Source organism: Paraburkholderia kururiensis JCM 10599 = LMG 19447, from assembly GCF_003986935.1.
GTDB lineage: Bacteria > Pseudomonadota > Gammaproteobacteria > Burkholderiales > Burkholderiaceae > Paraburkholderia > Paraburkholderia kururiensis.
This window is the reverse complement of the sequence record NZ_RJZE01000036.1, coordinates 1-14,488: the sequence shown is the minus strand read 5'-3', so window position 1 is coordinate 14,488 and position 14,488 is coordinate 1. Positions and strand designations below refer to the sequence as shown.

13 protein-coding genes are annotated in these 14,488 nt (G+C 60.2%); 9 read left to right on the top strand and 4 right to left on the bottom strand.

Annotation, left to right across the window (positions count from 1 at the left end):
* Positions 1-22: 22 nt before the first annotated feature.
* The 4 genes from PKKP23_RS30725 to PKKP23_RS30710 form a co-directional block, all read right to left on the bottom strand.
* Positions 23-1,399, bottom strand: coding sequence for an MFS transporter (locus tag PKKP23_RS30725; protein WP_240659210.1), 1,377 nt, complete (start codon positions 1,397-1,399; stop codon positions 23-25).
* Positions 1,400-1,464: 65 nt separating this feature from the next.
* On the bottom strand, positions 1,465-2,475 hold the full coding sequence (locus PKKP23_RS30720) for a succinylglutamate desuccinylase/aspartoacylase family protein (protein ID WP_126879669.1): 1,011 nt from the start codon (positions 2,473-2,475) through the stop codon (positions 1,465-1,467).
* A gap of 125 nt (positions 2,476-2,600) precedes the next feature.
* Positions 2,601-3,491 carry a LysR family transcriptional regulator gene (locus PKKP23_RS30715; protein WP_126879668.1) on the bottom strand — a complete coding sequence of 297 codons (891 nt, stop codon included), beginning with the start codon at positions 3,489-3,491 and terminating at the stop codon, positions 2,601-2,603.
* Positions 3,492-3,509: 18 nt separating this feature from the next.
* The gene (locus PKKP23_RS30710; protein WP_126879667.1) at positions 3,510-4,811 is read right to left on the bottom strand and encodes an NRAMP family divalent metal transporter; all 1,302 of its coding nucleotides are present in this window, start codon (positions 4,809-4,811) and stop codon (positions 3,510-3,512) included.
* Positions 4,812-5,220: 409 nt separating this feature from the next.
* Here PKKP23_RS30710 and PKKP23_RS30700 point away from each other — a divergent pair, with 409 nt between their 5' ends.
* The 9 genes from PKKP23_RS30700 (at position 5,221) to PKKP23_RS30660 (ending at position 14,008) form a co-directional block, all read left to right on the top strand.
* Positions 5,221-5,961 carry a response regulator transcription factor gene (locus PKKP23_RS30700; RefSeq protein WP_126879665.1) on the top strand — a complete coding sequence of 247 codons (741 nt, stop codon included), beginning with the start codon at positions 5,221-5,223 and terminating at the stop codon, positions 5,959-5,961.
* Positions 5,962-6,729: 768 nt separating this feature from the next.
* On the top strand, positions 6,730-7,440 hold the full coding sequence (locus PKKP23_RS30695; RefSeq protein ID WP_017777282.1) for a response regulator transcription factor: 711 nt from the start codon (positions 6,730-6,732) through the stop codon (positions 7,438-7,440).
* Between the two features lie 529 nt (positions 7,441-7,969).
* A complete protein-coding gene (locus PKKP23_RS35015; protein WP_161978170.1) occupies positions 7,970-8,128 on the top strand; it encodes an EAL domain-containing protein in 159 nt (52 codons plus the stop codon).
* 191 nt (positions 8,129-8,319) lie between these two features.
* On the top strand, positions 8,320-9,090 hold the full coding sequence (locus PKKP23_RS30685; RefSeq protein ID WP_240659209.1) for a YadA family autotransporter adhesin: 771 nt from the start codon (positions 8,320-8,322) through the stop codon (positions 9,088-9,090).
* Between the two features lie 111 nt (positions 9,091-9,201).
* Complete coding sequence (locus tag PKKP23_RS30680) at positions 9,202-10,350, top strand: DUF2827 domain-containing protein (protein ID WP_126879664.1); 1,149 nt, start codon at positions 9,202-9,204, stop codon at positions 10,348-10,350.
* Between the two features lie 2 nt (positions 10,351-10,352).
* Positions 10,353-11,507, top strand: coding sequence for a DUF2827 domain-containing protein (locus PKKP23_RS30675; RefSeq protein WP_126879663.1), 1,155 nt, complete (start codon positions 10,353-10,355; stop codon positions 11,505-11,507).
* Between the two features lie 27 nt (positions 11,508-11,534).
* The gene (locus PKKP23_RS30670) at positions 11,535-11,837 is read left to right on the top strand and encodes a hypothetical protein (protein ID WP_126879662.1); all 303 of its coding nucleotides are present in this window, start codon (positions 11,535-11,537) and stop codon (positions 11,835-11,837) included.
* An 88-nt stretch (positions 11,838-11,925) separates the two neighbouring features.
* The gene (locus PKKP23_RS30665; protein WP_126879661.1) at positions 11,926-13,053 is read left to right on the top strand and encodes a DUF2827 domain-containing protein; all 1,128 of its coding nucleotides are present in this window, start codon (positions 11,926-11,928) and stop codon (positions 13,051-13,053) included.
* A gap of 700 nt (positions 13,054-13,753) precedes the next feature.
* A complete protein-coding gene (locus PKKP23_RS30660) occupies positions 13,754-14,008 on the top strand; it encodes a hypothetical protein (RefSeq protein WP_126879660.1) in 255 nt (84 codons plus the stop codon).
* Positions 14,009-14,488: the final 480 nt, after the last annotated feature.

Here is a 14,488-nt window from a genome sequence, read left to right as displayed (position 1 = left end):
GTTCGTTTGTCGCTCTCTGCAATCAAGCCGGCATGCGCGCAACGGACACGCGTCGGGCGGCCAGGGCATAGAGGGCCGCGCTGAGAAGCGCGGACACACCGCCCACCCAGGCGAGCGCCACGCCCAGGCTGTTGGGCACCTGCCCCATGTGTTCGTTCAGGTAACCGACAGAGAGTGGCCCAATGCCCCCACTGATTGCGTTGGTCATGAACACGAGCAACGCGAGCGAGCGCCCCCGCATGCGGTTGGGCACGGCGATCTGCAGCGGCACGGGCGCGAGTCCCATCGCGATGCTGGCAGTGAACGCGCACGTGCCATATAGCACGATGGCAAGCGTGCTATTGCCCACCAGCGGCATGGCGATGCCCGCGGGAACCAGTAACGCCGCCGCGCTCGCGGAAAAGCCCAAGACTTTACGCAGCGCGCTCTCATTGGTAACACGCGTTGCGAGCACGCCCGCGCAGGCCACGCCGAGTACTCCGCCAATCATGTAGGCGGGCGCGGCCATCTGTCCGACCGCCTTGGGCGAGAGATGAAAATGTCGCATGAGCAAGGTGGGAAACCACGCGGAGTGCGAGTAGAAGAGCGTAATCAATGCCACGTAGGCCGCGAAATAGGGTAGGCAAAAGCGGTTGCGCACGAACAGTTCGATCATGACGTCCCGCAGTGACGGCACCACGTCCTTTGGCTGCGATGCGTGCGCGAGCGTTTCGACGCGCATCGGTTCGCGAACCGTCGACGCGACCAGCGCCGCGAGCACGAGACCAGGCAGGCCGACCACCACGAATACCGCCTGCCAGGCTTGCACGCCGTGCGTGGTCAGCCACGCCGCGCCGTCGCCGTGCGCTGCCGAAAGCAGCATGCCGCCGCCGAACAGCGCCACGCCACCGCCCACATACGGCCCCAGCATGAACACGCTGCTGGCACGTGCCACCCTGCGCGGCGCGAACATGTCGCCGAAGATGGAGAGGGCTGCCGGGCTCAATGCGGCCTCCGCAATGGCGGTGCCTGCACGAGCCGCCAGCAGTTCCCCGAAGTTCGAGGCGAAGCCGCACAACGTGGTGGATATGGCCCAGATGGCGATGCAGACGGCAATCAGCTTCACGCGGTTTGCGCGGTCCACGAGTCGTGCGACGAAGACGCCCGCCGTTGCGTAGCACATCGTGAAGGAAAAGCCTTGTAGCAGGCCGATTTGCGTATCGGTAAGCGCGAGCGACTGCTTGATAGGCAAAACCAGAATGCTGACGATCTGCCGGTCGAGATACGAGAACGCGAAGCAGACGAAGAACAGCAACACGATGTAGGTCGGATGCCGCACGTTGCGGTCGGCGCACGCGGACGGCTCGCCGGGGCCGGCGGTGGCTTCGGGAAAAGGCGGCAAAGGGGGATGGGCACTCATGTAACGTCTCCCGGGTCATGAGTCACAGCACACGGGCTGCGGCAATCGTTGTGGTTTTTCTCTGGTCAATCTGCGTGCGTTTCGGACGCCAGCAGTGCGATGCAGTCGCCGGGCTCCACTCGCGCGAAAGTGCGTAGGCACATCACGGTGCCGTCGCCGCGAAAGTGAATGTCTTGAGGCGCCTGCCATGGCCGGTGCGGATCGAAGAGACGGCCTGCCAGTTGTCCTTCGCGAACCTCGTCGCCCAATGCGAAGGCAGGTTCGAATACGCCGGCGAGCGGCGAATACACATAATGGCGCGCGCCTTCCACGCGAAGAAAGCGCGTGGCGGCTGCGCGGGGCACCGAGGTTTCGAAGGTTACGCCGAGCTGGTGCAGCATGCGATCAAGTCCCTGCTCCACGATGGCGAGATTCGCCGCATCGCAGCCCGCGTGGCCGCCAAATTCGCCGCAAAGGAACAGCTTGCCGTGGCGTTCCGCTGCCGCCGCAAAGGTGCGGTCTTCGCCCAACAAATCCATGATCATCGTGTTCGGTGCACCGAACGCGCGAACAAGTTCGAAATATCGGGTGCGCTGTTCGCCGTGTGGGGGCGGCGAGGCGAGCAGCGTGGGCAGGTGGTCGAACGACGCGCCGCCCGCATGGAGATCGATCACGATGTCTGCGCGTGGCAGCAGTTCCGTTTCGACGTAGTGCGCAATCATCTCCGTCGGTTGGCCGTTGCGCGCGCCGGGGAAGAGCCGGTTCAGATTGCCGCGGTCGATCGGCGAGGTACGTGAGCCGTTGATGAACGCGGGGAAGTTCAGCGCCGGAATGACGATGAGGCGGCCGCGAATGGTCATCGAAGGCAGCCGCTGAAGCAGTTTCATCAGCGCCACGGGACCTTCGTATTCGTCACCGTGGTTGCCGCCGGTGAGCAAGACGGTTGGGCCTGTGCCCGCGTTCAGCACGGCAAGCGGAATGGGCACGTGGCCGTACGCCGACGTGTCGTGCGACCAGGGTAGCCGCAGCGTGCCTGTCTGAAAACCCGGGCGGTCGAAGTCCACGTCGGTGGCGATAAGAGAGGGGAGGTTGGACATGGTGCGATCAGTAAGCGTGCGAGACGGCGCCCCGCGTATCTTTACTATCGCCGACGACAAAACCCGTCGCCAATGCCGTTTTCTGAGGCTGGCGATGCTTTCCAGGCATCACCGTGCGCGCCCGCTTACCTGGGTGCAGCCTGCCGCAACAAGTCGACGAACCGTTGCAGCGCCGCGTTCGCACCGTTTGCCATGAAGCAGAATTCGAGCGGCAGCGGCACGGACAGATCCTGCAATTCGACGAAACGCACGCGGGCCGGCGGGCGTTCGCGATTCGCGGCGTTCACGATGGCCGCGCCCATTTCCGCGGAGACGAGCGAAAGAATCGCGGTTTCCGTGGTGGCCTCCTGCCGGATGTCGAGCGTGAGGCCGCGCTCCGCGCACGCGGCGAGCAAACGATCGTAGTACGACGGGTACACGCGCCGGGGAAACGCGATGAACGGAATGCCCGTGAGTTCGGCGGCTGCCACCGCCCCCGCTTTGCCGAGCAGCCAGCTTTCGGGCACGGCCAGCACGACGTTCTGTTCCAGCACCGGCACGCCAGCAATGCCGTCCGGCGGCACGCCCACGCGATAGCAGAAGCCTCCGTCCAGCCGACCTGCTGCAATGGCGTCGAGTTGCTCCGGGGTATTCATGGGCTGGAGTTCGAGCGATACGTGGGGCACTTTCTGTTCGAAGGTGCGCAAGGCAGCGGAGACAATGCCGCTCCACGCTGCGTTCTCCACGAACCCGATACGAAGATGGCCGCGCAGGCCCGCGGCGATCTGGCGGGCGAGGCGATTGGCGGCGTCCACGCGGGCCAGAATCTCGCGCGCCTCGTGCAGATAGGCTTCTCCTGCGGCCGTGAGCTTAAGGCCGCGCGGCGTGCGTTCGAACAGCGCCGCACCAATGGCGTCTTCCAGATCCTGAATTTGCCGCGATATGGCGGGCTGCGTGACGTGCAACTGTTCAGAGGCCGCGCGCACGCTGCGCAATTCGGCGACAGCGATGAAATAGCGGAGATGCCGAAGCTCCATGGCGATGTGCGACGCGAGTCAAAGCAACACGAACATCGCAACCGCTGCCGCGCCCATTACCGCGGTGGCGATGCCCCCGAGTGCGAGTATCGGACGGCTTGCCGTGAACGGTCCCATCACGGAATGCTTCGAAACCAGGATGAGGATCACCACCATCAACGGCACGGCCACCACGCCGTTGATGACCGCGCTCCAGAACAGCGCGCGCATGGGGCTGATGGGCGAATACTGCAACGCGAGGCCCACCAGTACGCTCACCGCGATGATGCCGTAGAAGCCGCGCGCCTCGGTCACGTTGCGCTCGAGTCCTTCTTTCCAGCCCATGGCCTCGGCAAGCGCGTAGGCGCCCGAGCCCGCCAGCACAGGCACGCCGATCAGGCCGACGCCAAGAATACCCGCGGCGAACAGCAGCGAGGCAAAGTTGCCCGCCAGCGGCTTCAACGCACTGGCGGCCTGTGCAGCCGTGTCGATGCTCGTGATACCGCCCGCGTGAAGCGTGAGCGCGGTGGCCAGCATGATGAACCAGGCGGTGAGGTCCGAATAGAGCATGCCGCTCCAGGTGTCCCAGCGAATGCGGCGCAATTCGGCCGGCGCGGCACGCGGGTCGCGCACGAGCGGTGCGCTGTCGTGATTCGCGTGCATGTCTTCAACTTCTTCGGAGGCCTGCCAGAAGAACAGATAGGGGCTGATCGTGGTGCCGAACACGCCGACTACCACCGCAGCCGCTGATGCATCGAACGTGACGTTAGGCCATACCGTGCGCAGCGCTACCTCTCGCCATGGCACGTGCACCGTGAACAGTACGGCCGCGTACGCGAGCAGCGAAAGCGTGAGCCATTTCAAAAAGAACACGTAGCGGTGATACGGCACGAACATCTGCAGGAGCAGCGTGACGAACACGAAGAGCGCCGTCATCAGGTGACGGTTCATGCCGGTGACCAGCTCCGCGACTTCGCCCATGGCGGCTACGTCGGCGGCGATGTTCAGCGCGTTGGCCACCAGCAGCAGCGAAACGAGGCCATACAGCACGACAGGAGGAAAGGCCGACTTGATGTTGGCGGCCAGGCCTTTGCCGGTGACGCGGCCGAGATTGGCGCACATCGACTGCACAGCGGCCATGAGCGGAAAGGCGAGCGGCATGGTCCATAGCATGCCGAGGCCGAACTGCGCGCCGGCCTGCGAATAGGTAGCGATGCCGCTGGGGTCGTCGTCGGCCACGCCTGTAATGAGGCCGGGGCCGACCCGCGCGAGCGGGTGTTCCTTCAAACGGTCGAGGAGCGTTCGAAAGAAGCTGGGCTGCGACGGACTGCCAACGCGCATCGACTCACCTCGCGAGGGGGAAAACGGTAGGTACGCCGGTATGGAAAACCGGACGGAATGGGTGGACGGGAACGGGAGGAGGATACACTGCGCGGCGCCGACGGACACGGATTTCGGCTGCGCGCGGTTACGCGACAGCCGGGTCGCGTCCTGCTGCTGTGCGGACGTAGCGACTATCGCGCGCACGTCGACAGAATGGCGGGCTGCCGTGGTCAGCCCGCCGAGGTGTTCACGCGCCTGACGGTCGCGGCCGAGCCATGTGGGACCTGCAACACCGCGTCGACCACTCGTTGACATACATCAAATTGTGTACGGCGCGCGTGCTTAACGTTTTCAAAAAAATGCCGATTCGATTTTGCCGCCATACAAAGATGGCATTTTTTGATTGGTTTCGATGTGAAGAACGGTTATGAGAATACTTGCACTGGAAGACGACGACGCCCAAGCCGAACTGATTGAATCGGCACTGACGAGTGCCGGCCATCAGGTCGAAATCGTCAATAACGGACGGCTTGCGGTACGCCATCTCGAGAGCGCCACGGCGGATCTGTTGGTGCTCGACTGGTCTGTGCCTGATCTTTCGGGGCTCGATGTACTTGCGTGGACACGCTCACGCATTGGCGGTCATCTTCCGATCCTGATGTTGACTTCGCGCGGGAGGGAAGACGACGTTGCCAAGGCGCTTGAAGCCGGCGCGGACGATTACATGATCAAGCCTGTGCGCCGCCGTGAACTTACCGCTCGTGTGGGGGCGCTTCTGCGCCGCGCCTATCCAGGCGTAAGACGAGAATCGAGTCGTATTGAATTTGGCGACTATGTGATAGACATTCGCGACCGGACGGTTACCGTGGCCGGGCAACCGCAGACGCTGACACCTCGCGAGTTTGACCTCGCCAGCCTTCTGTTTCGACATCCGGGCCGAATTTTTCCTCGTGACGAACTGTGCAAGGCCGTGTGGGGAAAAGACGTGCGGTCAGACTCGCGCACGCTGGATACTCATATATATCGTCTGCGCCGGAAGCTCGATCTGACGTCGAAACACGGTGTGCGGCTACGCTCGGTTTATCAGCACGGCTATTGCCTCGAGGAGGTTGTGCCTGAAGGAGGTGTGGCCGCCGCGGACGTTGATCAGCCGCAGCCTCATCTGTAATGGTTCGCTCGGGCCCCTGTCTGTCGTTCTGCCGTCGCTTGTCTCCAGCGGCTCATCGTCGCTGGGATGAGCTGCGGTCCTGCGCAAATTTGCACGGCGTCGGCCGTGCGCTTCTATTGGAGACAGAGTACTCACCGAGTCGCTTACTGCCTGTGGGCCGCGTAGGCCGCTTCGTCAGCATCAGGTGGAATATCTCTTTCATCCAGCGCTTGGGTATGTGCCCGGATGCTCAATGGCCGGAATTATAAATTTGTGATGTTAAAGTTTGTAGATAGTATTTAATAGCATTAATTTATGATGAATGCATTTAATGAGAGCTTCCCATCGCGAGGTCAATATTTGTCGAATCCCGCTTCGGTTTGACCGGCGTTGACGATTTTAGAAATCGCTTATAGTGAATATCGATCGGACAGTATGTTGGTGAATCACCGTATTTCGTCTCAGTTCCGGCGGAAAGGTGCATTTCCAGTTTTCGCAATTTTCTCCAATCCCCTTCCATCTTGCGAATAAACGTGTCGACGTGTGCCTCATTAGGGGTGGTCAGAAAATTTAGAATTGTTCACAAACGCCGCCCGGCGAAATGCGATCATTTCTTCGCAGGCAAAGCAGGCGTGCTGATGAACCGGGGCATCTGCCTCGCTCAATACACGTGTGAAGACGAAGAAGGCGCTCTGAAGATCATGGGCGCCTGTGTTCCAGAAACATCAAATCCTCAGGGGCTCACGGGGTGGCCTTAGTGCCGAGCAGATTGAGCCTTGAGGGGGTATTGTGCGCATTCTCTTACTCGAAGACGACGACGCTCAGGCGGAACTCATACAGGCCACGCTCGAGCATGCGGGCCACACGGTTGTTAATGCACGCGAGGGTGTGGAGGCGATTCGCATCGTCGAACAATCGTCGGTCGACCTGTTGATTCTGGACTGGATGGTTCCTGGCATATCGGGAATGGACGTTCTCGGGTGGGTCCGCGAGCGCATGGGCCGTGCCTTGCCGGTGCTGTTTCTATCGGCCCGTGTACGCGAAGAGGAAATGGTTACGGCGCTACAAGCCGGCGCCGACGATTACATCGTCAAGCCCATTCGGCGGCGTGAGCTGGTTGCGAGGGTGGAGGCCCTCTGGCGCCGTGCCTATCCGGAAGACGGTCGGAATGTCACGCGTCTTGTGGTGGGGCGATACGTCGTCGATTTGCGGCAAAGAATGGTGAGCTTCGATAATCGCGAAATCGAGCTAACGCCGAAGGAATTCGATATCGCATCGGTTCTCTTCCGTAACGTCGGGCGAATCATGTCCAGGGAATTGCTATTCCGTCTGATATGGGGGCGCGGCATAGATGGCGTCTCGCGAAGTCTGGACACACACATCTACCGGTTGCGAAACAAATTGAAACTTGGCGACGTAACCGGGGTTCGGTTGCGCTCGGTGTACACGCATGGCTATCGCCTGGAGGCGGTCGAAGACCATTCGGACGATTGCGACTGATGACCGCCTGACGGTGTAGGCATCAGAGATGGAAGGGTAGAAGTGGATGTCCAGGCAACATTAGGCCGTCCGAGGCCTGATACGGACAGACCTGCTATCGCGTCGAGCAGCTTTGTTCTCGTGGTAGCACCCGACCAGATATCTTCCGACTCGATGCAGAAAGACTGTGGATCGGGATGGCGCTTTGAGCGGGTAGCATCGGTGGCCGAGATGGCTGAGATGGCCGACGCGATGCGCGGTGTAAGGTTTGACGCGATCGTGCTCTATCCCGACCAGCCCGATGGCCGATGCTTCGAAGCCTGATGTTCTTGTCGGAAACTTCGACCGGGATACCCGTGTGGTTGGCTGGTGATGCGGCGTCGCCTTTGGTGAAGTGCGCCGCGATTGCGGCTACGTCTAGCGGTTTTGCTGTGAGTGTGCATCATGCCGGAGACCGAGGCGCCGCGGACGGATATTCGTCGGCCATCGACATAGGGCGGCAGTCTGAAAAAAAGCTGCCAATAGCGCACCACTGCTTGACGAGCAAACGGTGCGCGAAGCCGTCGAGCAGGGGCAAATCGTTCCTTATTTTCAGCCGATCGTCGACTACCGAACTGGCAACGTTCACCGTCTGGAATTACTCGCACGATGGCCAAACGCCCCCGGCCCCATTGGGCCAGACGTGTTCATGCCAGTCATCACGCGCTGAATCTGGAGGGCCGCCTGATTGAGGCGATGCTCCGAAAGGCGCAGGCATTGGCCGTTTAAGCAATGGTCGCGGCGGGCACCTCTCTGTCCATTAACGTTTCCGCCGGGTTGATATTGTCCGAAGCGTTTTCTGACCGTCTCGCGAAGGCGCTTGGACGTTACTGGCTATAAAACCTCATTATTGAAATTACCGTGGCGCAGGCGCGTGAATTTGAAGATGCGCGTCACATCATCAAGCTATGCGTTTGCCTCGCGAAACGGTTGGGTATGCGGACCGCGCTTGAGGGAATTGAGACGGCTTGCGATCTCCCGCTGGCGCGTGCGGCTGTGAACGCGAGTGCCGCGGGCGCGAACGCCGTTGCATTGGGTGTCAGTACGACGGCGGCCGGACGCGGTGCGGCAGCGTTGGGTGGCGAGGCCGTTGCCCAAAGCAGCAACACGACGGCAATCAGCTACAAGGCGACAGAGATCGCGACAAACGCGATGGCGGTTGGTGCGAATGCTCGGGCAATTGGCAGCGATGCCACCTCGATCGGCACGGGCGCCGTTGCGTCTGGGGCGACCTCCGTGGCCCTCGGCAGCGGTTCTGTAGCGTCGGAGGCAGACACTGTTTCCGTCGGTTCCTCGGGCAGCGAGCGGCGAATCACCAACGTCGTGGCGGGTGTGAATTCGACCGATGCGGTGAACGTTTCGCAGTTGAGGGGCGTCCAGCAAATCGTCAACGACGTGGCGCGGATGGCCTACGCGGGTGTTGCCATGGCTGGTGCATTGGCCGGTCTGCCGCAGGTCGAACCGGGCAAGTCGTTCACGATGAGCGCAGGTATCGGCACCTACGGTGGCTACACCGCGCTGGCTATCGGCGGCGGCATGCGGTTCACGCCGAACGTCATCGCGAAGATGGGCTTCAGTACAATGAATGGCAGCCGTATGATGTTCAACGCTGGCTTCGGATATTCCTGGTAGCGCGAACGGATGTAGGGTTGCATAATCTGGCTGTTGCCCGCCTTTAATGGCAATTCTCGACCGGCCCCTCCGATTTTGGCGGGGCCGGTTTATTGCATTTCGGAAAAATCAATGCGCATTGGTATTTCGGTCATTACCCACCAAGGCCAAAACATCTGGCAAAACGGCCTTGGGCAGAACGTCGTGTTTCTGTCCTCGCTATTTCAACGCTTGCCATTTGTGCAGTCTGTCGTATTGATTGACGTGGGCGACCAGGGTGTCATGCCGCCACAGGTCGACCTTGGTGCGAATAATCTGCGGCTGATGAGGACACACGAGGCGACAGACGAAGTCGACGTCATCATCGAGATGGGCGGCGCGCTGGATATCGGCTGGCTCGATCTGATGCGTGCACGTGGCAAGAAGGTTGTGTATTACTGTTGCGGGCAGCCTTATGTCGGCCTCGTTGAATCACCGATTTTCAACAAGCCGAGCCATGCGCCGCGGCCCGACCGCTGCGACGAGGTTTGGTATCTACCGAAAGACGCTGCTTACGCACCGATGCTGCGCACGTTGCAGCGTTGCGAAGCCTACGAGATTCCGTATATCTGGCATCCCACGTTTATCGAACACCGCATGCGCGAGGTGGCCGAACAGGGATTCCAGTATGGCTACACGCCGACACAGTTTGCGGCGACGGGGGAGCGCTCCGGACTGCGCGTTGCCATCTTCGAACCCAACATTTCCGTGGTAAAGAGCTCGAGTATCCCCATGCTCGTGTGCGACGAGGCATATCGCGCGGATCCGACGAGTGTCACCGCTATGCACGTGCTCAATACGCTGCATATGAAAGACCATCCCACCATGCTGTATTTAGCCAATTCGCTCGACCTGGTGCGCCAGCACAAGGCGACATTTCACGGCCGGCACGACGTGGTGGGTTTTATGGTGCAGCACGCGAATGCGGTTGTTTCGCACCAGTGGCAGAACGATCAAAACTACAGCTATCTTGACGTGTTGTACGGCGACTATCCTCTCATTCACAATTCGCCCTGGCTGAAAGACGCCGGCTATTACTATCCCGATTTCGAAACTCGACTCGGCTCGGCCCAACTGCTGCGTGCCGCAGCGGAGCACGACAGACAGCTCGACGATTACCGCGCCCGGTCGCAGCGCGTATTCGAATCGGTCGATCCGTTTAACCGGCATAACGTTGACGGTTATGCCGAACGCCTTCTTCATCTGTGCCGCGATGCACGTTTCATGAATCGGACGGTCTAGTCATGAGTACCCGAAACAATCGTGGCTCACGGCCGGCCGGCCTGCGCGTCGGCGTTTCCATCTACGTCCGCAAGGGCGCTCAGTCGCTCTGGGAAAACGGCATCTATCAGAACTGCCTGTACCTCGTGATGCTGCTTGCGCGGTCGCCGCTTGTTTCCGCTACGTATCTGGTGGCGGGCGGCGGCGACGGCGGGCCCGAAGACGCCAAAGAGTTCCTGGCCGATTCACCTGTGCCGCTAATCGACATGAACGAGGCGGCAAACACGCTCGACGTGATGATCGAGATGAGCGCGCAACTGGATCGCGACTGGGCCGTGGCGTTTCGCGAGCGCGGCGGCAAGATCGTGTCGATGCGGGTCGGCAACGACTACGTTATCGACATCGAGCGCATGATCTTCGACAAGCCGCACGGTCTGCTGATCTCGGGCGCGCCTTATCACGAAGTCTGGACGCTGGCCGAGTACGAGCGAACCTGCGTACCGTATTTCGCCAGCACGTTCCGTGCGCCCGTCCGCATGATGCCGCATCTGTGGAGTCCGCTTGCGCTCGACCGCGAGGCCGCCCGCTTGCCGGAAGGGCGTACGTTCGGCTATCAGCCGGGGCGTCGGCGTTGGCGCGTTGGGATATTCGAGCCCAACATCTGCATGGTGAAGACAAGCTTCATTCCCATGCTGTGCTGCGAGACTGCGCACCGCGCCAATCCCGACATGCTGGAGCACGTGTGGGCGTACAACACACTTCAGCTGAAGGAGCACGTGACCTTCAACGGTTTTGCCCGCAGCCTCGACATCGTGAAACACGGGCTTGCATCGTTCGAGGGACGTTATCCGTTTTGCCAGGTCGTGGCGGCCGATGTCGATGCGGTCGTCTCGCATCATTGGGGGAACGGCCAGAACTACGTCTATTACGAGGCGCTTTACGGCGGCTATCCGCTCATTCACAACTCCCACCTGATTGGGAACTGCGGCTACCGCTACCACGACTTCGACTGCGAAGAGGGGGGGCGTGCATTGCAGCGTGCGTTCGCTGAGCACGATGCCAATCTCGACGAATATCGTCGCAACGCAAAGGCGTTTTTGAGCACGCTCGATCCCGAGAGCGAGGCCAATGTCAGGGTGTACGGCGATGCGCTCGCCGCGTTGTACGACGGGCAGTGAGGTGCAGGCGTAATGAAATTCTCTTCCATGCGTAACCGCATTTCGTATCTGATATCGCTGGCGTTAACGGCGTTCTTGGCATCGGGTGCTTTTGCCCAAGGCGTGCTGGCGCCGCATGCGAACGCGGCTGTGCCGGAGGCCGACGGCTCGTGCTCGGTGCCGGCGGAACGCATTTCCGTTGCTCCCGTGGCGTGCAAGACCGTTGCGCAACGTGAGCAGGGCGGATATCACGCGACGCCTTTGTCGTTGATCGAATCTCCGCCGGGTTGTCTCGCGATCCGGCGTTACATGAAATTTTCATCGGTTGCGTCGAGCGGAGGCATTCAATGATCGGCTTCGTGAAGCACAGCACGCATTGTGACGAAGCGGTTTTGGACCGCTCATTGGCCGTTCCGGCGCAAACGGGGAGTGCACAGTCATGAGCGGGCTGCGTATAGGCATTACCATCGGCCTGCATCATCCGGCGGAAACCCTCTGGAACAACGGTATCAAGCAGAACGCGGCATTTCTTGCGGAGGCGTTGCGGCATTGTCCGCAAGTGGCGAGCGTCGTTCTGGTCAATACGACTGATATACCGGTCACCTCGGCGCTACCGTGGGACCTCGAGCGCTTTCCGACCGTGACGTTCGAGGCGGCGAAAGACACCGTCGATGTGATGATCGAACTCGGTGGTCAGGTCGATCCGACCCGGACCGACTATCTGAAACAGCGCGGCGCGCGACTAGTGTCGTACTGTTGCGGCTTTGAATACATTCACGCGATGGAATCGGTTTTGTTTCGCAAACCGATGTGGGGCGTGAATCTGTTCATCAATCAGCGCTACGACGACATCTGGATCATTCCCCAGGTCGACAATATCAGCCGATCGTATTTCGAGGTGCTGCGGCGTTTGCACGGACGCGTGGTGCCTTTCGTCTGGAGCCCAATGTTTCTCGATGAGCGCGTGAAGACGCTGCCGAATGGAGGCGTCTATCAGCCTCACGCCGGCTCGAAGCGTTTGACCGTCATGGAACCGAACATCAACGTGGTGAAGTTTTGTCTCTATCCGGCGCTGATTGCCGAAATGGCGTACCGTGCGCGTCCCGATAGCATCGCGTTGCTGCAGGTGACGAATGCAGAGCAAATCGCGCGCGAAAGCATGGAATTTGTCGCGCTGATGAACCAGCTCGATATCGTGCGTAACCACAAGGCGGTGTTCATGGGGCGCCATGAGACGCCGGTGTTTCTGGCGGAGCAAACGGATATCGTCATATCACATCAGCTCGAGAACCCGCTCAATTATTTCTATCTCGAGGTGTGCTGGCAGGGTTATCCGCTGGTGCACAACGCAACGCTGTGTCCGGACCTGGGCTACTACTACCATGCGAACGATGTCGACGGCGGCGCGCGACGCGTGATCGAAGCGATCGAGACGCACGACGCACAAGCCTCCTGGTATCGCGAGCAGCAACGCACGTTGATTGCCCGTTATCTGCCGGATGATCGGCAACTGGTGGCCACGTACGGCGCGCTGCTCGATGACCTCTTGAGACGGCCAATACGCTAACGTGTCCCAGCAGCTACATTCTCGCGGTTGGCACTTCGCTGCGACTCAATGTTGAAACCCGCTCACACGACGACGGCCGTCGATACACCATTCGCGCGTATCGAGCGGCGGCTGCTTCGGCACTCGGAAGCAACTATGCGCCCGCGTTGCTGGCTCACAGTAACGTGCTGAGAGAGTGTCAGCGCTGCGCGTCTACCGACAGCAGCAGTATCGCGGCTGACAACCCGCGCTCGAACAAATGACTGCCGATCTCGCTGCTCTGGCTCAATCTGCCGCCGAAGGGCGATAGCCCCCGATCAATTCTGTCGTGAAGCGCGGACCGACACTCACGTCGGCTAGACAGTATGCAAAGGAACGCTAAAGGTGCGTGCGCTCTGGGCAGCTGTACCGCTGTACCACCTCAGGCTCTGGGCTGAACAAGATTCGGCGTCCCGGAATCCATCGGTTGCTTTCCCGTCGTCGGCCTATCGATCGAAAAACCCCAAAGCCACGAGAGCACGTGGCGTTCTCGCAACAGCTTCCCCCTCATCGGCGACACTCAATGCCGATCGCATGGGGATGTGAACAGGCGGGCGATATCGATCAACAAGTCGACGTTGCGACCGCATCACGACGTGTTTCGTTCAGAAAGCGTGACTTTTACTCTTTTGGTTAAGAGTATTGTTCTATCTTACGATTCGCTTCGTCTGTGGTCATTTCAATGCAGATACTCATCTACGTTTATCGCGGCTTTGAATTGACGATAGAACTCGAAGCCGTTTGCTATCGCGCAGGCAATGTCGAATTCAAATGGTTGCCTCCCCGTGCCTTTGCCGCTGCCGTCAACATCAAGGGGCTAGACGCGCAGGGTGAGCCTGTATCGCCAGTTGAGGTCACACGGGACAGTGCGGCAGCCGCAGTCGAGGCTGCCGCTATGCAGGCGCAGGTAATCGTCGACTATATGCTGCGTGCATAGCAAAGTTGGATCGTTACGGTTTTCGAGTTTTTCGCGCTGGTATAAGCGATCTTTATTCGCTCTCCGGGTGTCGCTGAGGGCCCATTTCGGACTATTGGTTTCGCTGTTCGTTATCTGTCTCGCCTCGCGTCGTGAAAGAAGCGATCGGAGGTGCCGTGGTAATGCGTGATTGCTTGAAGAGAGCTACTCAAGCGAGCGGGAGAAAAAATGAGCTATGAGGCGAACACTGGGCTGCGGGATGTCAAGGCGTCGCAGTTGCAGGGCGTACGGGCCGATTTGTGTGGGCCAACTCCGCGACCTTATTCGGTCCGGGAGCTGACGGGGGCGCTCGCTGTAGTCCCCTTGGCGTTGCTTGTTGATTTGCACGGAAGCCTGACCCACGATTTGCATTGAATTCTGACCCACCCGTTGGACCAGCTTTGCGGGTTATTCGGTGGGTATCTGGGTCTTCTTTCGCTCCTTCTTTGGCTGTGTCGTGCT

Bases quoted from the DNA above. Each gene is read 5' to 3' on its own strand.
- PKKP23_RS30725 (WP_240659210.1), bottom strand. From the start codon at position 1,399: ATGAGTGCCCATCCCCCTTTGCCGCCTTTTCCCGAAGCCACCGCCGGC.
- PKKP23_RS30720 (WP_126879669.1), bottom strand. From the start codon at position 2,475: ATGTCCAACCTCCCCTCTCTTATCGCCACCGACGTGGACTTCGACCGC.
- PKKP23_RS30715 (WP_126879668.1), bottom strand. From the start codon at position 3,491: ATGGAGCTTCGGCATCTCCGCTATTTCATCGCTGTCGCCGAATTGCGC.
- PKKP23_RS30710 (WP_126879667.1), bottom strand. From the start codon at position 4,811: ATGCGCGTTGGCAGTCCGTCGCAGCCCAGCTTCTTTCGAACGCTCCTC.
- PKKP23_RS30700 (WP_126879665.1), top strand. From the start codon at position 5,221: ATGAGAATACTTGCACTGGAAGACGACGACGCCCAAGCCGAACTGATT.
- PKKP23_RS30680 (WP_126879664.1), top strand. From the start codon at position 9,202: ATGCGCATTGGTATTTCGGTCATTACCCACCAAGGCCAAAACATCTGG.
- PKKP23_RS30675 (WP_126879663.1), top strand. From the start codon at position 10,353: ATGAGTACCCGAAACAATCGTGGCTCACGGCCGGCCGGCCTGCGCGTC.
- PKKP23_RS30670 (WP_126879662.1), top strand. From the start codon at position 11,535: ATGCGTAACCGCATTTCGTATCTGATATCGCTGGCGTTAACGGCGTTC.
- PKKP23_RS30665 (WP_126879661.1), top strand. From the start codon at position 11,926: ATGAGCGGGCTGCGTATAGGCATTACCATCGGCCTGCATCATCCGGCG.
- PKKP23_RS30660 (WP_126879660.1), top strand. From the start codon at position 13,754: ATGCAGATACTCATCTACGTTTATCGCGGCTTTGAATTGACGATAGAA.